Origin of the sequence: Chryseobacterium oncorhynchi, from assembly GCF_002899895.1 — a bacterium.
In the GTDB taxonomy this organism is placed as follows: Bacteria; Bacteroidota; Bacteroidia; order Flavobacteriales; family Weeksellaceae; genus Chryseobacterium; species Chryseobacterium oncorhynchi.
Window position 1 is genome coordinate 478,728 of the sequence record NZ_PPEI02000003.1, and the last position, 23,772, is coordinate 502,499.

20 protein-coding genes are annotated in these 23,772 nt (G+C 35.6%); 9 read left to right on the forward strand and 11 right to left on the reverse strand.

From position 1 onward, the window contains the following. Positions 1 to 134: 134 nt before the first annotated feature. The 4 genes from C1638_RS12410 to C1638_RS12425 form a co-directional block, all read right to left on the reverse strand. Positions 135 to 770, reverse strand: a complete 636-nt coding sequence (locus tag C1638_RS12410) for a carbonic anhydrase family protein (protein ID WP_109621397.1) — start codon at positions 768 to 770, stop codon at positions 135 to 137. 55 nt (positions 771 to 825) lie between these two features. Further along, positions 826 to 2,418 carry a SulP family inorganic anion transporter gene (locus tag C1638_RS12415; protein WP_109621399.1) on the reverse strand — a complete coding sequence of 531 codons (1,593 nt, stop codon included), beginning with the start codon at positions 2,416 to 2,418 and terminating at the stop codon, positions 826 to 828. Between the two features lie 151 nt (positions 2,419 to 2,569). Continuing rightward, positions 2,570 to 2,869 (reverse strand): hypothetical protein, encoded by a 300-nt coding sequence (locus C1638_RS12420; RefSeq protein WP_076353146.1) that lies wholly within the window; start codon positions 2,867 to 2,869, stop codon positions 2,570 to 2,572. A 22-nt stretch (positions 2,870 to 2,891) separates the two neighbouring features. Beyond that, positions 2,892 to 3,560: a carbonic anhydrase gene (locus C1638_RS12425; RefSeq protein WP_109621401.1), complete on the reverse strand. Its 669-nt coding sequence runs from the start codon at positions 3,558 to 3,560 to the stop codon at positions 2,892 to 2,894. Between the two features lie 392 nt (positions 3,561 to 3,952). On the opposite strand from C1638_RS12425, the gene C1638_RS12430 reads away from it, so the two are divergent. Next, entirely contained in the window at positions 3,953 to 5,071 is a 1,119-nt protein-coding gene (locus C1638_RS12430; protein WP_109621403.1) for a helix-turn-helix domain-containing protein, read from the forward strand. A 100-nt stretch (positions 5,072 to 5,171) separates the two neighbouring features. After that, positions 5,172 to 5,780: a DUF2306 domain-containing protein gene (locus C1638_RS12435; protein WP_109621405.1), complete on the forward strand. Its 609-nt coding sequence runs from the start codon at positions 5,172 to 5,174 to the stop codon at positions 5,778 to 5,780. A gap of 60 nt (positions 5,781 to 5,840) precedes the next feature. On the opposite strand, the gene C1638_RS12440 is transcribed toward C1638_RS12435, so the two are convergent. The 5 genes from C1638_RS12440 to C1638_RS12460 form a co-directional block, all read right to left on the reverse strand. After that, a complete protein-coding gene (locus C1638_RS12440; RefSeq protein WP_109621407.1) occupies positions 5,841 to 10,805 on the reverse strand; it encodes a T9SS type A sorting domain-containing protein in 4,965 nt (1,654 codons plus the stop codon). A gap of 406 nt (positions 10,806 to 11,211) precedes the next feature. After that, a complete protein-coding gene (locus tag C1638_RS12445) occupies positions 11,212 to 11,772 on the reverse strand; it encodes a serine O-acetyltransferase (protein ID WP_109621409.1) in 561 nt (186 codons plus the stop codon). A 10-nt stretch (positions 11,773 to 11,782) separates the two neighbouring features. Next, the gene (locus tag C1638_RS12450) at positions 11,783 to 12,928 is read right to left on the reverse strand and encodes a glycosyltransferase (protein ID WP_109621411.1); all 1,146 of its coding nucleotides are present in this window, start codon (positions 12,926 to 12,928) and stop codon (positions 11,783 to 11,785) included. A 62-nt stretch (positions 12,929 to 12,990) separates the two neighbouring features. Beyond that, positions 12,991 to 14,124, reverse strand: a complete 1,134-nt coding sequence (locus tag C1638_RS12455) for a glycosyltransferase (RefSeq protein ID WP_109621413.1) — start codon at positions 14,122 to 14,124, stop codon at positions 12,991 to 12,993. Positions 14,125 to 14,257: 133 nt separating this feature from the next. After that, positions 14,258 to 14,734, reverse strand: a complete 477-nt coding sequence (locus tag C1638_RS12460; protein ID WP_228422338.1) for an acyltransferase — start codon at positions 14,732 to 14,734, stop codon at positions 14,258 to 14,260. 137 nt (positions 14,735 to 14,871) lie between these two features. Between C1638_RS12460 and C1638_RS12465 the strand changes: the two genes are divergently transcribed. From C1638_RS12465 to C1638_RS12475, 3 genes are read left to right on the forward strand one after another with little or no spacing between them, the layout of a single operon-like run. Beyond that, positions 14,872 to 15,846 (forward strand): 3-oxoacyl-ACP synthase III family protein, encoded by a 975-nt coding sequence (locus C1638_RS12465; protein ID WP_109621415.1) that lies wholly within the window; start codon positions 14,872 to 14,874, stop codon positions 15,844 to 15,846. 27 nt (positions 15,847 to 15,873) lie between these two features. Continuing rightward, entirely contained in the window at positions 15,874 to 16,107 is a 234-nt protein-coding gene (locus C1638_RS12470; protein ID WP_109621416.1) for a phosphopantetheine-binding protein, read from the forward strand. Then, on the forward strand, positions 16,107 to 16,865 hold the full coding sequence (locus tag C1638_RS12475) for an SDR family NAD(P)-dependent oxidoreductase (protein ID WP_109621418.1): 759 nt from the start codon (positions 16,107 to 16,109) through the stop codon (positions 16,863 to 16,865). The genes C1638_RS12470 and C1638_RS12475 overlap by 1 nt, the downstream gene beginning before the upstream one ends. On the opposite strand, the gene C1638_RS12480 is transcribed toward C1638_RS12475, so the two are convergent. Both C1638_RS12480 and C1638_RS12485 read right to left on the reverse strand, forming a co-directional pair. After that, complete coding sequence (locus C1638_RS12480) at positions 16,866 to 18,026, reverse strand: glycosyltransferase (protein ID WP_109621420.1); 1,161 nt, start codon at positions 18,024 to 18,026, stop codon at positions 16,866 to 16,868. It lies immediately after the preceding gene. Next, a complete protein-coding gene (locus C1638_RS12485; protein ID WP_109621422.1) occupies positions 18,026 to 18,865 on the reverse strand; it encodes a glycosyltransferase family 2 protein in 840 nt (279 codons plus the stop codon). The genes C1638_RS12480 and C1638_RS12485 overlap by 1 nt, the downstream gene beginning before the upstream one ends. A gap of 266 nt (positions 18,866 to 19,131) precedes the next feature. Between C1638_RS12485 and C1638_RS12490 the strand changes: the two genes are divergently transcribed. The 4 genes from C1638_RS12490 (at position 19,132) to C1638_RS12505 (ending at position 23,732) form a co-directional block, all read left to right on the forward strand. After that, a complete protein-coding gene (locus tag C1638_RS12490) occupies positions 19,132 to 19,902 on the forward strand; it encodes an O-methyltransferase (RefSeq protein ID WP_109621424.1) in 771 nt (256 codons plus the stop codon). A 138-nt stretch (positions 19,903 to 20,040) separates the two neighbouring features. Further along, positions 20,041 to 21,063: an acyltransferase family protein gene (locus tag C1638_RS12495; protein WP_109621426.1), complete on the forward strand. Its 1,023-nt coding sequence runs from the start codon at positions 20,041 to 20,043 to the stop codon at positions 21,061 to 21,063. Positions 21,064 to 21,379: 316 nt separating this feature from the next. Next, positions 21,380 to 22,813: an MBOAT family O-acyltransferase gene (locus C1638_RS12500; RefSeq protein WP_109621428.1), complete on the forward strand. Its 1,434-nt coding sequence runs from the start codon at positions 21,380 to 21,382 to the stop codon at positions 22,811 to 22,813. A 1-nt stretch (position 22,814) separates the two neighbouring features. Continuing rightward, entirely contained in the window at positions 22,815 to 23,732 is a 918-nt protein-coding gene (locus tag C1638_RS12505; protein WP_228428146.1) for an SGNH/GDSL hydrolase family protein, read from the forward strand. Positions 23,733 to 23,772 lie beyond the last annotated feature (40 nt).

Below are 23,772 nucleotides of genomic sequence, written 5' to 3' on the forward strand. Positions count from 1 at the left end.
TGGAATACATAAAAAGGCCATCGGATTCCCGATGGCCTTCTGACGTGCTTTAAAAATTAATTTCCAATCAATTTATCTGAGCGATGCTCTATTTTGTCTATTATTTTTTTGTAACTAGCTGAAATGAAATGATGTTATAACCAGCTTACAGCGCCTGTCTCAACATCGTAATTAGCTCCAACGATTTTAATTTTACCGTCTTCTTCAAGCTTTCTAAGTGTTGAACTCTCTCTACGGATGTCTTCAATTGCATTTTTTACATTCTGCTGATTAAGTCTTTCCAAAAGTGAGCTGTTTTTTGATGAACGTTCTTCATTTTCTTCAATCACTTCTTTGATGATTGGATCAAAATGATTGATCAGGTGGTTTAGGTTATCCATTCCCAGTCCTTCAATTTGTGCAGCATCAAGACCTCCTTTTAAAGCACCACATTTTGTGTGCCCTAAAACTACGATCAGTTTAGAACCTGCAACGTTACATCCGAATTCCATTGAACCAAGAATATCCTGATTAACAAAATTACCGGCAATTCTGATACTGAAAACATCTCCCAGCCCTTGATCAAAAATAAGTTCTGCAGAAGTACGGCTGTCTATACAGCTTAAAACTACAGCAAATGGCCACTGTCCTTCACGGGTAGCATTTACCTGCTCCAGAAGATCTCTGTTTGCTTTAAGATTGTTTACAAACCTTTGGTTTCCTTCTTTCAAAAAATCTAATGCTTTTTCAGGGGTAATTGATGACTGGGTTTCGTATGTATGTGCTTTCATATAATTTAATTGTTTTTCGAATTTTAAAATTTAAAATAGTTGATGATAAGTGAGCTTACATAGCTCTTTTGTGGGTGATTAAGATGTGAGAATCTTCACTTCTTTCATAATCTCTGTATGAAGTTTTAAAGCCTAAGAGCTCTACATTGATATCCTCTTCCTTTGCACGGATATTGGCAAAATCCTGAATCATTTCCAATACATCTGTTGCAATATATGAGGTTTCTCTTGCGTCGATGATCACATTGGAATTAGGTTTAATGTTCTTCAATGTTTTTTTGATAGCAGCCTTGTTTAAGAAAGAAACTTCTTCAGCCAGCTTGATCTTGATTCCATCGGCATCATCTAGCTTTTCTCTGCTTAAATAATAAGCTCTTTTCATATTTCCCTGAAGAATGTAGAAAATAGAGATGGCAAGACCAATTCCAACTCCTTTTAACAAGTCTGTTGCTACAACTGCAACAACGGTAGCTACAAATGGTACAAACTGGAATTTTCCAAGATGCCAGAAATGCTTGAACGTAGCAGGTTTAGCTAGTTTATATCCTACAAGGATCAATACTGCTGCTAGAGTTGCAAGCGGTATAAGGTTTAGGATGAAAGGGATGGTAAGTACACATACCAATAGAAGAACTCCGTGGATCATGGCTGATGTTTTGGATGTAGCACCTGCATTGGCGTTAGCAGAACTTCTTACCACTACGGATGTCATAGGAAGCCCTCCAATGAATGAGCTTATAAGGTTTCCTATTCCCTGAGCTTTAAGTTCTAAGTTGGTATCTGTAATTCTTCTTTGTTGATCTAATCTGTCTGATGCTTCAATACAAAGTAAGGTTTCAATAGAAGCTACAATGGCAATAGTTGCTCCCACGATCCATACTTTAGGATTGGTAAATCCTCCAAAGTCAGGCATTACGATCAAATTTTTGAAATCCTCTAAAGATTTTGGAACAGGTAAAGAGACTAAATGCTCTGTACCAATAGCCAATGCACTTCCTGACAATTTGAATGCTTCATTTAAAAGTATTCCTGCAACTACGGCAACCAGTGCACCCGGTAACATCTTTAGTTTTCTAAGACCTGGTATCTTGTCCCATAGAATAAGGATACCTACAGATACTGCAGTTACAATAATTGCACCCAGATGAACAGCTCCAAACAGCTCTGTGAAATAATTAAAATTAATTCCATTGCTGAAAAGAGACTGGTTTCCTTCATAATCTTTATCAAACCCTAGTGCATGGGGAATTTGCTTTAGAATAATGATGATCCCAATAGCGGCAAGCATTCCCTCAATAACGTTATTTGGGAAATAATTGGAAATACTACCTGCTCTGACAAATCCTAGGATCAATTGAATTAATCCTGCTATGATTCCGGCACAAAGAAACAGTTCAAATGCTCCAAGGTCGGTAATTGCGGTAAGAACAATAGCAGTAAGACCTGCCGCCGGTCCTGAAACCGAAATATTTGAATTACTAAGAAATCCTACTACAAGACCTCCTACAATTCCGGAAATAACTCCGGATAAAGGGGGTGCTCCCGAAGCTAAGGCGATTCCTAAGCACAGGGGAAGCGCTACTAAGAATACAACGAGCCCGGAAGGGAAATTCTCCTTGATTCCTCCTAATAATGATGTTTTTTTCATGATATTTTTGAAAATATTATAACCGATCGACTTATTTCTAAATAATCAATTATAAAAGATTGGAAAATTAATTTTAAAGCACGTACATGATGTTCAGTGCCAGAAAATGGCATGAACGGAGTGTACAAAATAATCTAATTATACTTAAAAATTAAGCTTCCGGAGGCGGAGAAAATATAGTGAGTAAAGGTGATAGATGAAAAGAATCATCTACCAGTATAAAAGACATCCCCTGAAGATCAGGTTCAGAAAATTTCAGATAATCGAAGACATCCAAAGGCTTTGGAAGGGTCTTTTCATAAACAATAAATGAGGATGGGTGAGAATGTGGTTCTTCTTCATTGATTATTATATTCGTTCTCAGAATATCCCAGCCTGCCACCGCAGCAATGCTTGGCAGCGCTGTAAAATTCAGAAAAAACGTTAATACAATAATGCTCCAGAATTTCATTTTACATTCTTTTTTTGAAAAACTATTTAGTCTTTCTGCTCATTACCCAATCAGAACTTGTAAGGTTGTAGATCTTTTGAATGTCTTTTAAGATTTTCTCAAAATCAATTTCCAGATCAATAATTTTACCTGTTCTAAGGTCAAATACCCAGCCGTGTACAATAGGTTGCTCTTCTAAGATATACCTTTCCTGTACGCAGGCCATTTTAATTACGTTGATGCACTGCTCCTGAACGTTAAGTTCTACAAGTCTGTCATAACGCTTATCTTCATCTTCAATAGAATCAAGCTCAGCTTGGTGCAATCTATAAACATCACGAATATTTCTCAGCCATGGATTTAATAATCCTAAATCCTGAGGAGTCATCGCTGCTTTTACGCCACCGCAGTTGTAGTGCCCACATACAATAATGTGCTTTACTTTAAGATGTTCTACAGCATATTGAATAACCGCCGTGGAACTCATGTCTAAAGTATTGACAACATTAGCAATATTTCTGTGAACAAAAACCTCTCCCGGTTTTGCACCCATCAATTCTTCTGCTGTTGCTCTACTGTCTGAACATCCTATATAAAGATAGTCAGGATGCTGAGTTTTTGCTAGCTCATGGAAGAAATGTGGATCTTCTGAAACTTTAGATTCTACCCATTTTCTATTGTTTTCAAAAATAACTTCGTACGATTGTGACATAATTTTAAAAATTTAAAAAGGTTTATAATTATTTATTTCGTTTAAATTATTTTCAAAATCAATAGACTAAATCAATAATTGTGCAAAAATATACTTTTTGCAGAAAAATCACTTACTTTTAACAAAGTTTAATATTAAAATATGCTTAAAATCATATCTAATATTCCGATATACTTTGCCTTAGAGTAAATGGTAGCTATTCGATAATCCAAACGTTTAAAATCTAAGATAAAATTACGAAGTATAAATTATAATTCGAGATTTGAACATTAAAATTTTTTTAAATTTTGATGTTGCTCTAAAAAACGGCAGATCATGATATTCAAAATAAATCATTATTTACTGTAGAAAAATGAATAAATTAAGGCATTGATTTTAATCCTATAGTTTCAATGGAAGATTTCGATCTGGGGATATTTTACTTGGCAGGAATTTTTATTGCCTGTTTTTCATCTTTTCTGATTTTGGGAAAGCAACAAAAGAGAACATCAGATTTTCTTTTGGCGGTTTGGTTTCTGATTATAGGGGCTCATCTTGTTTTTTTTGTATTGTTTCGCTCAGAAGGCTATCTGAAATATCCTTATCTTATTGGATTTGAACTTCCTTTTCCTTTCATGCATGGCCCGATGCTGTATCTGTATATTTTGAGTCTGACGGGCAGAAAGCTGAATTGGAAGATCTGGTTGCTGCATTGTATGCCTGTTTTAATGATTTATATAGTTTTACTTCAATTTTTGATGTTGTCGCCTCAGGAGAGGCTGTTGGTTTATCAGAATAGGGGTAAAGGATATGAGGTATTGAGCGATGTTCTCAAATTTTTAATGATCTTGTCCGGAATAGTCTATGTTGGTTTAAGTCTCCTTGCGGTCAGGAAATACAAGAAAGAAATTTCCAACCAGTACTCTAATACTGAAAAAATTAACCTGAATTGGTCATATTATCTGATTACAGGAATTGCGTTCATATGGATTGCAGTTATCATAAGGAACAATATTCTTATTTTTTCCATGGTTGTGTTGTTTATTCTGGTCGCAGCTTACTTTGGAATCAGCCGAGTGGGTATTTTGGGCTTACCTATTGTAGATGAGGTGTCCGATGAAAAAGAATCTGATAATGAGGTGATAAAGTATCAGAAGAACTCTCCGGGGGATGATGTTATACAAGCCATCTATGAAAGACTTGTTTATAAGATGAATTATGAAAAGCTGTATAAAGATTCGGATTTGAATCTGAATCATGTTGCGCAGCTGCTGGATGTTCATCCGAACATATTATCCCAGACCATTAATTCGGTGGAAAACAAAAACTTTTATGATTACATTAACCGACAACGAATTGAAGAGTTCAAAAAAATAGCAACACTTCCTGAAAATCAAAAATACACGATTTTATCATTAGCTTTTGAAAGTGGGTTCAATTCCAAGACTTCATTTAACCGGAATTTTAAAAAATATATGAACTGTTCACCAAGAGAGTTTCTAAAAAGTCAAAATCTTACTTTAGAAGAGTAAGTGTCAGATAATAAGTGATATAATATTTGTTTCATCTTTCATTTTGGAACAGTTGAGCCTTTCTTTATGCTCATTTTTGCTGGAAAATTAATCAACTGTCATGAAGAAACTTCTATTTGTCATCATCTGTATTTTTGCATTGCTTATCGGTGCGTATCCTTTAATTTATGTTTTTGTTGAACATAAATATACTTTTTTAGGCTCTAAATCTCCTGAGATACTTCATAATCTGATCTGGAGAATTGCTTTTTTTGCTCATATCATTTTTGGCGGAATTTCTCTCTTTATAGGCTGGCGCCAGTTTGGGAGTAAGTTCAGGAATAAATACATCAGAATACACAGAAGTATTGGGAAGTTCTATGTAATGTCAGTGCTGATAAGTTCTGTTTCTGCTATCTACATGGGATTTTATGCCAATGGAGGCATAGTATCCTGTGGTGGGTTTATTTTCCTAGGGACTATCTGGTTGATTACGACTATGGTAGCGGTAGTGCAAATCAGGAAAGGGAATGTGGTAAAGCACCAGCAATTCATGATTTACAGTTATGCCTGTACGTTTGCTGCGGTGACATTAAGAATCTGGCTTCCCGTTTTAAAGAGTATCACTGACGATCCGGATAATTCCTACATTATTGTAGCTTGGTTATCCTGGATTCCTAATATATTGGTGGCTTATTTTATTAATAGAAATTTGAAAGTTAGTGTTTAGAAGTTTTTACATAAAAAAAACGGTCCCAATCGGGACCGCTTAAATTTAGAATAATAAATATTACTCTTTAATAATTTTAACCAGTGTTTCAGAATTATTAATTCTTACTAAATAAGCTCCGGATATTAAAGAAGAAAGATCTGTCTTCTCATTTTCAAACTTACCAGACTTGATAAGCTGTCCAGACATATTGTAAATCTGATAATAATATTCTTTAACCTCATTAGGCTTGATGTACAGAATGTTTTTTACCGGATTCGGGAAAACAGTTAGTTTGTCCTTTACAATCATTTCTGTAACCTTGGCTTGTTCAAAAGTACTAGATGCTTTTCTAAAGGCATCCTTAGGTACAGGAACAGCATTAGGATCATATCTAGCTATTTCATTACCCAAGCCATCATACTGTATTTTTGCACAACGGCAAGACATTCCTGCCTGTGGAGAAAAAGCAAAAGATGGGTTAAGGAAATATAGCTTATCATTAGCTCCGGTTGTAATTTCTGCATTGAAATACATTCCTGCGGCTTGTCCTCCAGTTCCTATCGGTGCAGAAGTCCAGATGCCAGATCTTCTAAGTTGGGCTGTTACATCTGGTGTTACGATGTCGTCAAGTGTTTTTCCTCCTGCAAAACCTCGGATACCATTATTGGCAAAAGTTCCAATGTTATATTCAGGTCTGTTTAGAATATATCCATATCGTATAGGTAATTTGCTGGTAGGTATTACCCTTACATATCCACCTAGATAAGTCATTTTATTAACATTATAAGACTCATTACTTACATAGGCATTTACATCTGATGGATCTATTCCATAGAAGTTCTTATAAACTCCTGACTGCAGGATACTGAACTTAGCATTGTAAAACCAAGGTGAGTTACCTTTGGCATAGGCTAAATATCCATCAAATATATTGACTCCCTCTGCAGATGTACCCTGCAAGTCTGGTATTCTCCATCCTTCAGGACAAGGGTCATACGGAGATTTTTCCGTAGCGTGACCCCAACGATTTGGAAGAAGTCCATTCTCATCAGATAACCAGTCTTTAACTGTACTCGTGGAGTTACTATACATAAAGATAAACGGATTGTTTACAGAATATTTTATGATTTTTTTAATCCTGTCTGATGTTGCATCATTTGCACTGATTATATTTGAATATGTAGAATATTCTTTAGTATAATTTGCTTCGTAATTTGTATTGTTAATTGCTGCAGAATATATTGGGGTAGTACCGCTTATGCCTGTCTGTTTAAAAATAGTATACACATTGAATGAGCGATAGGTATTGTAGAAGCCTCCAGGATTGTAGAATACCGGTATTGGATCTTTTCTTCCCCATTGGAAGTGCATACCACCACTGTTTTTTATCTGCAATACCCTTAAACTATTTTCAGCCGTTGGATTAGCCGGATTGTAAGATAGAGGATCGGTGGTTGATTCTGCAGGTAACGCCATGTGTGTATCAATAAAAGGCATTTGTGCTCCTAAATCTCTATCCATTAAAATAGTTTTTAAAGGAACTCCATAATAACTGTTGGCAGGATTAACAAACTGGTTGCTTGAATCAGATTTAAGACCCCCATTGGCAACCGTTTCTGTAGTGAATTCAGCTTGTTGCTGTACAATAGACTGTGGAACCCATATATGCCAGCTCCAAATAATCGGGTCATTGTTGTTATTGTTTACCCACTGTCCTGAATTTCCCAAATGAAATGCAACTACGGCATTACCAGCTTTGTTTTCATTCAGTGTTACTCTTAATTTGGCATCTTCAATAGATCCATCTATAATCTCAATTTTTGAAATTAAAGTTTTGTCAGTTGCCCAAACAATGGATGTTGACTTGGCACTTCCCGTAGGAAAATCATTATTCTCAGATAAGTATAGTTTGTACATTGCATAGGCCTTTCTTAAAGGAATATCAATTATTCTATCCTTATCAGCCGGAGTGGTTGTTGCTAATGTTGAATTTGTATACTCAATATAGCTATTAGGTTCTTTTGTCCATCCTTTAAGGGTTTCCAATGAATATTGTACAGGAGATGAGGCAATATATTCTGCTTCAAATTCTGCGGGCATATAAGCATTATTCGGATCCTTTATACAACGTACAGCTCTTGTTTCATAAGTGTTTCCTTCTAAAACTCGGTTGTATGCGATATTATGCCATCCCAGATTTGAGTGGTTAGGTACGTTTCCTGCATCTGATATAAGGAAAAGTCCTCTTGTTCCTGTAACGGGAGCTTCTCCTGGGCTGATGGAAGAGAAAAAGGTGGAGGCATGCAATGCTCCGTCACTGTGCTGATCTTGAAAACCTATGAATGGTTGTTTGTATAATTTGTTACCATCCCTTAAGGCATCAATCTGCGCACTGGTACGGTTAGCCAAGGTCATCGGTTGAGGATAATATTCATAATTTCCAGTGATTGGCAATATTCCTAAGTTTCGGTCTGAAACATTGCTTAAATCAAATCCATATCCGGGATATACCTTTATTCCAGGGTATTGAACACTTGGAGTATTAGGAACAATATCTACATTACCTAAACCTCCGGTTTTACCCCATGGACTGGATTTAGGAGAAGCATCTACTGATGAGTAGAAAGACGGAACTCTCCATCCGCAAGGGCATGGGTCAAAAGATGATTTCAAGGCATATTGCTTACTTTCTTTGGCAACAGTTGCGTCGGAAGTATTCATATTTACCCATTTTCCACCACGAGTATCTCCCCATAGGTCCCAGGTTTCATTTTCGTAATGGTTATTTTTATTGAAAAATTTATATTTATTTTTAGAGAACCAGGTGGTTTGTTCTTTCCTTTCCCAATCAGATGTATTAGGTCCCTGTTTCAGATAATTTTCACCATTATCCACTAATGTTTCTCCAATTTTATACACATAGACAGGAGGAATAATCAGATTGATTGGATTATTAATAGAATATCTAATGTTTCCGTTAGGAGAGTCAAAACCAGTATTGTCCGCTGCTGCATATAGATTTCCTCTGTATTTTGAGGGAACAGAACCTTTTAATGTTCCTACTTCCCCTTTGATGGTATATACAGAGAGATCCTTGTAATTTGATGGGAACGGGTCTTTTCTTCCCCATTGATACTGCAATCCTCCAGATTTGTGGAAATCATGACCTACAAGCTTAGCATTGGTTGCACCTAGGTTTCTGTCCATCCATCTCCAGTCTGTCACCTGTTGGTTCTCTTTATCAGCTTCAAATCCTTGATGATAAGTACTTCCATTTGTTGGGTCATCAGTAACCCAAACATGCCATGTCCAATATACTTTATCATTGATGCGATAAGAAACTACGGCGTTTCCTTCTTTAAGCTTATTAACAAGTACTTTGATTTTAGCATTTTCTCCATTTCCTTCAAGTGCAACTGATTTTATCAATCCCACTTCATCTTCCCAATATAATCCGGCTTTAGCAATTCCTCCGTCTGGAATTTTAGTATAATTGTTCAGTTCATCTTTCATTAAATCGCCTCCTTTTGCCCACATCTCATATGCTTTTTTAACGGGGATGTAAAGGCCATCTACGGCATTGCCATTCTTGTCTTTTCCTGTAAAAATATAGCTGTTAGGAGCCTTGGTCCAGTCTGTAGCATTGTTGTCAGGAAGGGCTCCCGAATTTACTGTGAAGCATGAGTTGACACATTCTCCAACATTATAAGGAACATTGAAGATTCCTACATAGTTAATGAATTTTGATACTTCCGATTCAATATCTTGTAAAGATCTTACAGGCTGATAGAAGTTGGTCACGTCATTTCTTAGGGCTCCCATGCCATATAAAGTCATTTCAGGAGTATGAGAAATGATAAGGTCTTCAGAACCTGGCCCTCTGCGGGCATTTCCTTCATTATTAGTATAACCGAAATGAGGTGCTCCGTAATTACTGTGAGCGGTCAGATTGGTAATATTGATATAGGAGCCATTGCTTTTATATACCCTGAATCCTGTAATATAACTGGATACAATCACTATAGGTTCCTGATCAGTCATGAAATCAGATAGTTTTTCATGGATTGTATTGTACATGTTAAAGTATCTGCTTTCCAGACTGTTTGGATTCTTGAAGTTATGGTAACCTGGCCCGTTAGGTTCTCCCGGCCATTGGCTGAACTTCATCATCAATCCGTGGATGGAAAATTTTCCTGCAAACATATATACCGGGTCATTATAGCTATATAAATACGGTATGGGATGTCCAGGCATTGCATGATAGATAAACTCAGGAGTAGCTCCCAATGTATCACTTATGGCTCCTGTATTTATTAGTTTTATAGATTTGCCCCCATTGGAATCTGTGATGAGGCTTGAAGGATTTGTTGGAGCAAATACGACATCATCCTTTTTATTGTTCATGATGACATTGCCAAGCTTGTTCCATGCATGAGCCGATGTTACCCTGTCTTTAATACCAGTCACCTTTCCTGCATTGTCTAAGATCAATGTGGCTTCTTTTTTAGGAGTTAGGAGGATGGTATATTCATTTTCATCAAGGTCACAGCTGGTAGCTGTATAATCCCCTTGTTTGTAATGATTTACCGACTTGTTCCAAACTACACTGTTGAAGTTACTGAGATTAGAATTCGAGCTGAGTTCAATTTTCAGATTATGAGTTGCTGAGGTAGAGATTGGTAATTCAAAAGCAGCTTTAAGGTTTTCATTGTATTGGTTGTAAGAATACAAGATTTTGCACCAAGCGGTTACCCAGTTACCTTGTTGGGTTTGGTACTTGATTTCCATTCGGATATCATCACTGGTGAAAGGTTTTGTAAGTTTACCTTCAACAACGGTTAGTCCTTTTTGGTTAACATTCTGCTGAATGGTAAAACCAGGATCCAAATCATAGAGATAGGGTGGAGCATAGCGGCTCGACCTTGAAAATTCTTCTTTTCCATAACTGTACTCTCCCAGGACGGGTGAGACTCTCGAAAAAGCATGGGCAGGTACTATATAAAATAGTACGGCAAGAGCCCTGAGCATAGATTTTTTTTTCATAATGTTCCGAGGAATTGTTAAGTGTTGTGTTTTGAATGAATATGAAGATTAATATTAGAATTATATTGTTCTTTTCATTGACGGATAATGAAAATACAAAGACGGTAAACATATGATTGTCTACAGTTTTCTAATTTTAAACTGTTGCTATTTTTTGAAATAAAAAAGAATAAGGAAATGACAGTTTTCAAACTGCCTTGTGTGAATTTGAGTATTTTTTTTCATGGTATGTGTTTTTAGTTTTATGAAAAATAAGTGAAAGCATAGCTCTCTTTATTTTTTTGTAAAAGTAAATAAAAATAATAAATCCCACAATATTGATGTGGGATTTATTATTGATTATTAATGTGTTATGTTAAGTTGTGTTGATGTAAGTTCATTAAGAAAGAATTTATTTGAGCTAAGCCTAGATGTATACTTTGTTATTAATATAGCCATTCGTTGCCTCTGCAGTAGGGTAGATCTTTCCGGGATTTCCCATGACCATAGAATCATTAGGAACATCAAAATTCACATAGGCGTTTGGTGCGATTAATACATTGTTGCCAATCTTTATATTTCCAACAATAACAGCGTTGGGACCTATCCATACTTCATCACCTATAACCGGGAATCCCTCATTTTTCCCGCGGTTCTGCTGGCCTATGGTAACTCCTTGGGCAATATTGCAGTTCTTTCCGATTTTAGTCTTAGGGTTGATCACAAGTGCGCCCCAATGTCCAAGGTAAAACCCTTCTCCAATTTCAGTTTCAGGGTAAATCTGGAAACCGTATTTAATTTGATAATGCCTTAAAATTAACCGCCAGAATAGTCCAGAGATAGATTTTTTCTGATATTTCTGTGCTTTTCTAAAAATATAAATATAATGAAGATTGGGATTAATGCATTTTTTCCAAATTCCAAATGTGGAAAGCCACTGGCCTTTTTCCCTGTAAAAATCTTTCTGTATTATCGTGTAATCCGGCATGGCAAATATTTTATACTTTATCTATAATTTCCTGAAGGTGTGCTACCGATTTCTCCAATACAAATGGGAGATCTGCATGGGAAACTTCCTTTTCGTATTGAGTGGAAAGTTCCGGATTGGTAAGGAATTGTTTCATTCCTTCATAGATTCCGTCTTCTGAATTTGGAGTAATAATACCCAGTTTTCCATCCTGCAACAAGTCTCTGATCCCTGAAACGTCCGTAGAAACTACAGGCTTATTCAGAATAAGGGCTTCAGCAATAATGGTAGGAAACCCCTCGTGTCGGGAAGACATGACATAAAAGTCTGATTTTTTAAGATATGGATAAGGATTGCTTCGGAATCCCAGCATTTTTACAGTTTCCTGAAGTCCCAATTGATTCAATTTTCCGTGAATATTTTCAAAATCATACCCATCACCAATAATAATGATCTGATGTTTCAAGCCTTCATCCATTAATTTTTTATGGACGTCAAGAAGTCTGTCGTAGCCTTTCTGCGGATATACCGTTCCAATGGTAACAAAGGTTGGAAGTTCTTTAGAAAAAGGAAAATCATTGATCTCCATGTCTGCCTTTTGTAAGGTATCTTCTTTATCTATAGGATTAAAGATCTTAATGACGGCTTGTTTTTCTTTTTCGCTGTGAGCGAGCTTTTGCATTTCTTCCTTTAGCTTATTGGAAATAACGAGGATCTTGTCAAACTTGAAAAGTTGTTGGATTACATCTGGAGTATATTCCTTAAGGTTGAAAATATCATTCTGAATCCAGATGATTTTCTTAGAATCTTTTTGCGGGCTGGATAGAAGCTCTCTGTACATCCCATGGATGGCGGCTATTTCTACATCATATTTTTTGTTCTTTAAAACAAACTTGTAGAGAAGAGACGGAAATAAAAGAAACATTTTTTGGTAAAGTACCCTGAATGCCTTTACGGGAATTTCATGAGGCCTGTTGGTGGTAATCATTTCTCCTTTCAGAAGGTAATGTAGATTAACCCATGACGGAACTTCCTTAATGTACATTCCTGTATAGAGATTAATTAACAGATCAACTTCATATTTGTCTTCAGGAAGGTTTTTAAGAAAATTGATTAAAACCTTTTCTGCACCTCCATGGCGCAGGGAACCAATACGTATAAGAATTTTTTTCTTCATTCAGGAGAATCTTTATATTTAGTGAAAAATATTTACTGCTTACTATAAACGGATAATATAGGTTATTGCAGGAGTGTGTCCCATTCCTCTAATATAGCTTCTTTTCTCCATTTTTTTGATTCTTCAAAAGAGGATCTCATAAGATTAGCTAGCCGTTCATCATCATGAATTAACAATTCAAGTTTTTCAGCAAACATTTTTCTATCATGTAAAGGTATTAAAAAACCATTTTGGTCATTAATAATATCTGCCGGCCCAAACTCGCAATCATAGGAGATAATAGCATTACTGCAGAACATAGCTTCTACAAGAACCAGTCCGAATGCCTCACTTAATGAACTAAAGACAAATATCTTTGATTTTTTTAATAATTCGGATACCTCTTCAGGTGCTTTAGGTCCTAATAATAAAACATGTTTCTCCAGATTGTTCTCTTTAATATAGGCTGCGATATGATCTCTTTCTGACCCTTCACCAATGATCTGTAGTTTCCAATCAGATGGTTTAGGCGTGTCTTTGAAAATCTTAACCAGTTCTATTGCATTTTTAGTTTTATCCAGTCTGCCAGCAAAACTGATGATGTTCTCTTTTTCATGATTCGGAGTAAATGTAAGATCTTCATACATTTCGTCCGAAAGATTGGGAATGAAAAAAGTAGTGTTCAGCTTTTCATAATACTCCACAGACGGTTTATTGATGCTAACAATAGATTTTAACTTCCGATAATTCTTTCTAAGCATTTTATCATAGAGGATTCCACCTACCCGGAATGAAGAGTGCTCCCAGGCAATAGTTTTTTTGCTGACTTCCTTATCAAAAGAAAGCATGGTGGCCAGTTTATACCAACATGTAACAATAGTAGAGTAATTGTGGTGGTTTTTCTTGATCCAATCCCGGAATACCCTATAAGAACCCCAGTCATAAAGATAGGAATAGGCTGTATGTATTTTAGGAACAGAACTATATTTTTCTCTGATATGTATCGCAAACTGTGAATACTTGTCTGCAAATGAATCTATATAATGTTTTTTGATTTTGGGATTGACGGTATAAAAATCGTCATGGGGAGCCATTAGAAAAAGAATCTCGACAGCATATCCCCGGTCTGCTAAATTAGAAGTAATATTAGTCAGAACTTTTGCTACACCACCAATTTTAATATTCTGATAGTATACAAATAAAATTTTTTTATTCATTTGTGGTTTTTAATTCATCGTTATGTTTGACACAAAAGTATAAAAAATAAAGTTTCTGTTCTGAAATAGTGTGATTTTTTTAATAAACAAAAAGAGTCTCAAAAAACGAATATATTATTAGAGTCCTATATATTTATTTTATTCTTCTTGCTTTTTTGTATTTGTGTGGAAGATTGGCTTTAATGTATTCATCCAGTTTTTTGCGGTCTTTTTCTAGTTCTCTCGGGTAATCTGGGTTGTTTTTTAAAACAATGTCTCCATAATCTTCAATGGTACAGAGGAATTGGGCTGGATTGCCAATAAATACAGTATTATCCGGCATAGACTGCGATAAAACTGAATTGGCTCCCAGTATACAATTGTTTCCAATCTGTACATCCTGGGTAATAACGCAATTAATCCCGATTGTACAGTTGTTACCAATTTTAATTCTTCCGAGAATCCTAGCATCTTCATACCCGGGAAGCTTTCTCAGTAGAGTGGTGGTTCCACCATGGTTAACAAATCTTACACCTGCAGCAATATTAACATCATCACCAATTTCAATAAGATAAGGTTCCGTGCCAAAATAGATTTTGTCCGGCATATTGAAATTTTTCCCTACTTTCATACCATGATATTTTGCGGCCTCTAAACTGGCTTTGTTTAAAAAGGTATGATAGACGGAATGTATTTTAAGTACTATTCGGTATATGAATATCATTATTGTAAATTTGTTTTTTACTTTTGCAAAGAAAAAGAATTTATATGATAAAAGTTTCCAAAATAGAATATTATTTGCCGGAGCTGGTTCTTACCAACGAGGATTTGGAAAAAGAGTTCCCCGAATGGAGTTCCGAAAGGATCCAGGAAAAAGTAGGCATCTCACAACGCCACATCTCAGCAGAAAATGAAACGGTATTAGACCTTGCCGTAAAATCATCAGAAAAACTTTTCGAGAGTTATGACAGAGAAAAAGTAGACTTTATTCTCTTTTGTACCCAAAGTCCAGACTATTTTCTTCCCACTACGGCTTGTATTTTGCAAGATAAACTTGGGCTGAGAAAAAATATAGGTGCCATGGATTTTAATTTGGGATGTTCCGGATTTGTCTATGGACTGGCATTTGCCAAAGGTCTGATTGCAGGAGGAATTGCCAAAAGTATTCTGCTGATCACTTCAGAAACCTATACAAAACACATCAATCCAAAAGATAAAGGAAACCGAAGTATATTCGGGGATGCATCTGCTTCAGCTATTATAGAAAAAGCCGAAAATGGAAAAGATTATAAGTTCTGTCTGGGAACGGATGGAAGCGGTGCTGAAAATCTTATTGTAAAAAAAGGAGCTTTCAGAACAGATTTTGAACTGAATCCTGAGAATGAGTTTGAGCCGGAAAACTTATACATGAACGGTCCGGAGATTTTTAATTTTACAATTGAAAATATTCCCGGTCTGGTAAAAGAAACCATGGAAGTGAATGGGCTGACAATGGATGATATAGATCATTTTGTTTTTCACCAGGCTAACTCTTTTATGTTGAATTATCTAAGAAAGAAAACAAAAATACCGGCAGAAAAGTTCTATATTGATATGGAAAAAACAGGAAATACCGTTTCTGCAACCATTCCAATTGCATTGAAAAATATGATGGATAAAGGAATGTTAAAAGAAGGCGATAAGATTCTGGTAGCAGGATTTGGCGTTGGATATTCCTGGGGCGCCACAATATTGGAAATTTAATTATAAACATCATAAAATAAAAAATATATGAAGACATCCGTTTTTTTAGAAAAATTACAAGAAGAATTAGAAGAAGATCAAGCTCTTACATTAGATACAAACCTTAAGGAATTAGAAAGCTATGACTCCATCAGTTTACTTTCTATTATTGCTTTTGTAGATGAAAATTTTAATAAAAAGATTGATACAAAACATTTTAAAGATGTTCAGACTGTGGCAGATCTTGTAAACATTATTGGTAAAGAAAACTTTGAAGATTAATGAATCAGTTTTCATTAAAAGATAAAAATATTCTTATTACAGGGGCTTCTTCCGGAATCGGGAGAAGCTGTTCTGTAGAATGCAGCAAGAGTGGAGCAAGCCTTATTTTGATTGCAAGGAATGAAGACGAGCTTCAGAAAACAGTCTCCATGCTGGCTCCGGAAACCAAGGTTGAAACCATTATTGCAGATATTGCACAATGTGAAAACCTTGAGGAGCTGATTGCTCAAAAAGTTTCAGAAATGGGAAAGATCTCCGGATTTATCCACTGTGCTGGAGTAGAAAAAACGCTTCCATTAAAGAAACATACCCCACAACTTTATCATGATATCTTTGCCGTTAATGTGATTGCCGGTTTTGAAATAGCCAAGATTTTATCCCTTAAAAAATATAAAACCGAAACTTCTAGTTTTGTCTTTATTTCCTCTGTAGCAGGAATGGTGGGTGAAATTGGGAAAGCTGCTTACTCAGCCAGTAAAGGAGCTGTTATTTCCGGGGCACGTTCTATGGCCATGGAGCTTTCGAGAAGTAATGTTCGCGTCAACAGTATCAGCCCAGCTATGGTGAATACACCTATTTTGGAAAAGATGTTTGAAAATATTGGCGAAGAAGCTGCCGAGGAAATTCTTAAAAAGCATCCTCTGGGAATTGGAAAACCTGAAGATGTAGCCAATGCTTGTATTTTCTTACTTTCTGATGCAGCAAGATGGATTACGGGTTCAAATCTGGTGGTAGATGGTGGATATTCGGCGCAGTAGTTATTTTTTGTAAAGCCCTTCTATAATTCTTTCTACAGTATTGAAAATTTTCTGATTATCAAACTGATCTTCTATCGTTTCAAGGTTTTTTCTGATCTTGGAAATAAGCTCTTGGTCCGTTAGAAAAGCTTTCATTGCTTCATACATTTCATGGGTATCATAATTGATGAGGTATCCTGTTTCTTTGTCTTTTACCATGACACTTACATCACCGGTATCAGTAGCAATAATCGGGGTTTGAAGAATCAATGCTTCAGCAACTACAAGAGGCCATGCTTCTGATTCTGAGGATAAAATGAAATAATCTGCTTTTTTAATATAAGGGTAGGGATTCATCCTGTTACCCGTTAAAATAAAGGTATCCTGAACATTATTGGTACGAATCTGCTCCGTAAGGTTTTTCATTTCCTCTCCATTGCCTACAACAACAACGCTGTGATGAAATCCTTCGTCAATCAGTTTTTTGTGAGCATCAATGAGTTTATGATAACCTTTTCTGGTATGAAGACGCCCTACGGAAACAAAAACAGGTCCTTGAGGAAGATCGTTTATCTTTTCTTCAGCTTTCTTTTTAATTTCTTCAATAGGGATCGCATTAATGACGACACTTTCTGCAGGATATGGTAAATCAGGATACGACTGATGCATAATATCTTTAATCTTTTGAGAACAGTAGATCATATGATCAAATTGCGGAAAGTTTTTAAGAATATCCGGAACCAGTGGCTGCATACCCGGAACATTAATTTCAGAGTGGAACCATCCAATTTTTTTTGAAGCTCCATTGCTGGAATTGATCACAGATGAGAAAGCAGCATAGGTGGGAGCAATCTCAATATCAAATTTTTTATTTCCAAGGATACGGTCAGATACCTTGTGGTCTTTTAAGGCTCGTGAAAGCTTCATTCTTCGGCGGATAAGCTGAAGTTTATGAATAAGTGAATTTTGTGAGAAACTTTCCTTTCCTTCAGCTAAATATACTTTTTTGATATGTTTTGGAAATTCATCCCGTAGTTCTCCCTGATTAAGGTTCAGGCAAACGGTAATGTCAAACTTTTCAGGATTGAGGTTGTTGAGCATACTCAATATGACTTTTTCCACACCTCCCATTTCCATCGAGCGGTGCCTGAAAAGAACCTGTATTTTCTTATTTTCTGACATTATCTGAACAATTTTTGTAAAGCAATAATTATTTTTTTCTTAATCCTATAGCCAATACCATGCTGATATTCCAAAAGGGAGAAAATTTCCTGATGACTGGTATACTTTTCCGGGATTTTTTTTCCATTGATGCTTGTAAGGTTTCTTCTTTTCATTGTGGTGAAGACTACCTGAGCAAAGTAATCATAGGACTTTCCCTTATTGTCATTCTGAGAAATTCCTCCGGAATGTGCCCTGTAAAGATAATTGGTGTCATCAATGAAATAAACATCCCCTTTTTCGTACATCTTTAGATATAAATCCTGATCCTCAGCGATTCTTAATTCCGGATTCATTTTTTCTGTCTGTTCATAAACATCTTTTCTGAATGTTGTAAAATGACCAATCTGAATAGGATAATTGAAGAAGTATGGATCATTGTTTCTTACCTGCATTGCCGACTTGTAGGGGGCAATTGGTTTAAGATCCTTATCACAACCCATAAAACGGGAATAGGTGAGTACCACATTTTTTTTGTGTTCAAAAACCTGCATCGCCTTTTCGATGGCGGTAGGAAGAATAGCGTCATCAGGATCTACAAATCCACAAACCTCTCCTGTAGCCAGTTCTATAAGTCTACTTTTAGTAACTCCTACGCCACTATTTTTTTCGTTTTCAAAAAACCTGAATCTCTCATCTCCTGCAATAATGGCTTTCACCTGATCTCTTTCAGCTTCTGAAGAGGCATCATCTACAATAACGGCTTCCCAGTTCTGGTAGGTCTGCTGAAGCAGTGAGCTGTAGCAATCCCTGAACAGTATCGCGTTGTTGTAGTGGGCTATAAGTACAGAAAACTTCATATTAATTTAAAAGAGTGTTGAGGGTTAATTTCTGATTGTAAAGTTCAATATTTTTATCAATTGATACATCAATGATTACTGATGGATGTCTCAGAAAGTATGTTGGAAGAAAATTGTTCATTGAAAATGGGATCTTGATGGTAAAATGGCCCTTTTCATAAAGAGGATATGGCCTTATTTTTTTTCACTTGAGTTACACAAATATAATCTGTTTTTATATTAAATGAAAAAAAAATCTTTATTTTTGCTCTATTAAAGGCAACACAGTGAGTGAAATAACAAGAGTTCTCAAAACATTTATCGGGTATCTGAAAAGACCCGACCTTTATCCGGAACTGGGTAGAAAAATTATTAAAAATACAGTTAACAGAGGCAACGCATTCAAAGGAAAGGAAAAAACCAATTCTTGGGCGGGTGGAAGAGCCGTATCACAGAAAGAAGCAGTTTCAAAACTTTTTGGAATTGATATAGATGCTTTTCGTAGTAATTATCAAGAGATTTTAGCAACAGCAACACAAAAGGAAAAGGACTGTCCCGTAAAAATGGGTGGCCCTGGTGCTTTGGAACTAATTTACTATGCCTGTGAATTTACGAACGCTAAACATGTCGTAGAAACAGGAGTTGCTTATGGATGGTCTTCATTAGCTATGCTTTTATCATTAGTAAAAAGAAACGGAACGTTATACAGTTCAGATATGCCTTACCTTGCACAGGATGGCGATCAGTATGTAGGATATGTAGTTCCTGAAATCCTTAAGACAGGTTGGAAGCTATTCCGTTTTGCGGATAAGGAATCACTACCGAAGATATTTTCAGAGAACGCTACGTTCGATGTTCTTCACTATGATTCTGATAAGAGTTATAACGGAAGAATGTGGGCTTATGATGAGCTTTACAAGCATCTGAGAAAAGGAGGTATTTTCATTAGTGATGATATCGGAGATAACTCTGCCTATCAGGATTTCTGTGAAAAAAATAATATAGAAACCACAGTTGTAGAATACGAAGGAAAATATATTGGTGTCTTTATTAAGTAGCTTTTAAAACAGGATAATTATTTCTCTTTTTATAATATCTGCTTAATTAAAATATTGATAGGCTTTCCTATAGTTGAAGATTTCTGGATGAAAAAATGTTTAAATAAAAACTTATAATACGACTGTTTAGCAGTTTATATGAAGATAAGCCAGATTACATTTACCAGGTTTCTTGCCGCTATGGCAATTGTCATTTCCCATTTCAACAAAGATCTGTTTTTATATAACATTGATTATATTTCAAATATCTTTCTGAGAGCCAATGTTGGAGTAAGTTACTTCTTCATTCTTTCAGGGTTTATTATGATTGTAGCCTATCACAAAAAAGATAGGATTGGATATTTTGAATATTATAAAAACAGATTTGCAAGGATCTATCCGCTATATGTATTGGGACTTCTGCTTTATCTGGTTACAAGATATTACAACTTTAGTATTTACAAAGGATTTTTATATCTGTTTGGGCTTCAGAGCTGGGTTCCGGGTGAAGCCATGATCCTTAATTTTCCTGGGTGGTCTATTTCTGTGGAGTTTTTGTTTTATCTGATATTTCCTTTGCTGTACAATTATTTTTATTCTAAGGGAAATAAGAGTATTTGGATCGTAACAATTAGCATTTGGATTATTACTCAGGTTTTTTGCAATCTTTATGCTGATTCATCCTACTATCAAGGACCTCATACCGAAAGTCATGAGCTGTTGTATTATTTTCCTCTGATGCATATTAATGAGTTTTTAGTAGGAAATCTTGCAGGATTATATTTTGTGAGAAATTCGGGACAGAAGAATTATGATATTCCGGTGATTATCATTTTTGCTGCCATTTTAATATCCTTAATTTTTGTTCCTCTTTTTTATCATAATGGATTGATGGCAATTCTTTTTATACCGCTTATTATTCTAATATCCCGGAATAACGGAATGTTGACGAAACTGTTTTCATTGAAGCCATTGGAGTACTTGGGAGAGGCAAGTTATGCTGTATATATTACCCATATTCCTATTTTATATATCCTTAGAGAAATATTGAAAGAATATTATCTTGATATCAACACTATATTTGGAATTTATATCATTGTTCTTATTATGACTTCCATTTTATTTTATCAATTTATAGAAAAACCATTGAGAGATTATCTGAAAAAGCTGAATATCAGATAAAAATCTTTACTTTTGTAATAAAGCAACACAATTTTAGAAATGAAAAGAGTTTCCCACACCTACGTGTCGAGTGAAAATTCGATATACCTTATCTATAAAGAGAATAATAAAAAAAAACTGACTGTATCTGTAGATCGTACATCTATATTTTAATTTATTAAAATATAGTTATGTACAATGCAATTCAAAACCAATGGCTTAGCAGTTGAGACAACAACGCTCTATTCAGTTTAATCTGAGAACAACGCTGCATTGGGATTGAAACTTTAGAGCCGTACGGAAGTATAAGGCTATTAACAAATTCTAAAGACACAGTATGTTATTCAATTCAATAGGATTTCTCATTTTTTTACCAATAGTATTTTGTCTCTATTGGTTTGTTTTCAATAAAAAATTCCAACAACAGAACAGATTGTTACTGTTTGCTAGTTTTTATTTTTATGCCTGTTGGGACTGGAGGTTTCTCTTTTTACTCATGTTTTCCATAGGACTGGATTATTTATCAGGTATTAAAATTGAGAATAGTCGTAATAATCGGGAAGCCAAATTTTGGCTCACCCTAAGTATTGTAATCAATCTTGGCTTTTTAGGCTTTTTCAAATATTATAATTTCTTTGTTGACAGTTTTGCAGAGCTTTTGAGCGGTTTTGGCTTCAAGGTGAATGTTTGGCTTATCAGCATTATTCTTCCGGTAGGTATTTCTTTCTATACATTCCATGGGCTATCCTATGTGATTGACGTTTATAAAAAAAGAATAAAGGCGGAAAGAAACTTTACAGACTATGCAGTCTTCGTAAGTTATTTTCCTCTCCTTGTAGCGGGTCCCATAGAAAGGGCTACCCATCTCTTACCCCAAATACAAAGAAAAAGAGCCTTTAATTATGAGCAGGCTGTAGACGGGATGCGTCAGATTCTTTGGGGATTTTTCAAGAAAATGGTGATTGCTGATACCTGCGCTCCTCTGGTGAATGTGATCTTTTCCAATTACCAAACAGAAAGTCCCGGAAATCTTGCAATAGGAGCTGTTTTATTTGCCTTTCAGATCTATGGTGATTTTTCAGGATATTCTGATATAGCATTGGGGGTTTCAAGATTGTTTGGAATTGAACTGCTAAAGAACTTCGCTTTTCCCTATTTCTCGAGAGATATTGCAGAATTTTGGAGAAGATGGCATATTTCACTTTCCTCATGGTTTAGAGATTACCTGTATATTCCCTTGGGAGGGAGTAAAGGAGGGCTTCTGATGAAGATCAGGAATACATTTATTATTTTCCTTGTTTCAGGATTCTGGCATGGTGCCAATTGGACATTTATTATCTGGGGCGGACTGAATGCTTTATATTTTATGCCACTGCTGATTATGAATAAAAACCGTCAGAACATGGAGGTTGCTGCGCAGGGAAAAATATTACCATCATTTAGAGAATGTTTTCAGATTCTAATCACGTTTTTAGTGACCTGTATCGCCTGGATTTTTTTCAGAGCCGAATCTGTCTCACAGGCTTGTCACTATATAGGCAGAATTTTCAGCCGGGAGTTCTTTTCCATGCCTGAGACTTTGCCAATCAAGGCACTGGCGTTGATTGGATTTATGCTCATTATAGAATGGATCAACAGAGAAAGATTTCATGGCTTGGAAATTAAAAGATTCCATCCATGGATAAGACGTATTTTTTATCTTATAGTTATTTACATTATTCTCCGATATGCCAATTTCGGAAATAATGAATTCATTTATTTTCAGTTTTAGCATGAAAAAGTTTTTAATTAAAATAGTCCCTTATTTTGTTGCAGTACTTATTGTATTGGCCATACTCGGATCTTATGCAGATGGAAATACAGATGATAACTATATGCACTTTGCTGTTAAAAAGCCGCAGAACATTATTTTAGGTGACTCCCGTGGCTCTCAGGCAATTGTATCCGGTGTTTTAAAAAATAAACTGTCTACAGATTTTGATAATTTTTCCCTGAATATTGTGCAATCTCCCTATGGACAGGTTTATTTTAAAGCTTTAAAAAGAAAACTAGATCCGGAAACTAAGAATGGTATTTTTATTTTAACGGTAAACCCATGGAGTGTATCCTTGAGTAAGAGTATTAAGAAAGAAAAAGATTTCCCTGAAGAGCTTTCTCCGCTAAATGATATGCACTTTTATGACTGGTCTCCCAATTATGAATATTTATTGAAGCACTATACAAGAAGCTGGTTTAAAATTTATACAGAGAGAGCTGAAGTAGGAAGATCAAATACTTTTCTTCACAATGATGGCTGGCTGGAAGTAAATATAGACATGAATGCAGATTCTGTGGCAATGAGGACCCATCAAAAAACAATGTTTTATAATGATCTGGCAAATGTTGTAGAACTGTCACCAGAACGTCTAGAAGTTTTTAATGAAATCATTAATTATTTGAGAACAAAAGGTTCTGTTTATATTGTCCGAATTCCGGCGTCTAAAAGTCTTACAGTTATTGAAAGTAAAAAATATCCCCATTTTAGTAAACTGCTGCAGGATATTGCACGTAAACAAAATGTAAAGGTTTTTGACTTTTCGAAAAATTATGCAGATTATGATTATACAGATGGAAACCATATGTATAAAGAGTCTGGAAAGAGACTTACTTCCCAGATTGCGGACTCGATCATAGCCACAAGGAAAAAATAAAATAGTTCAATGATGATGGGCCTATTTCAGTTTCCAAAAC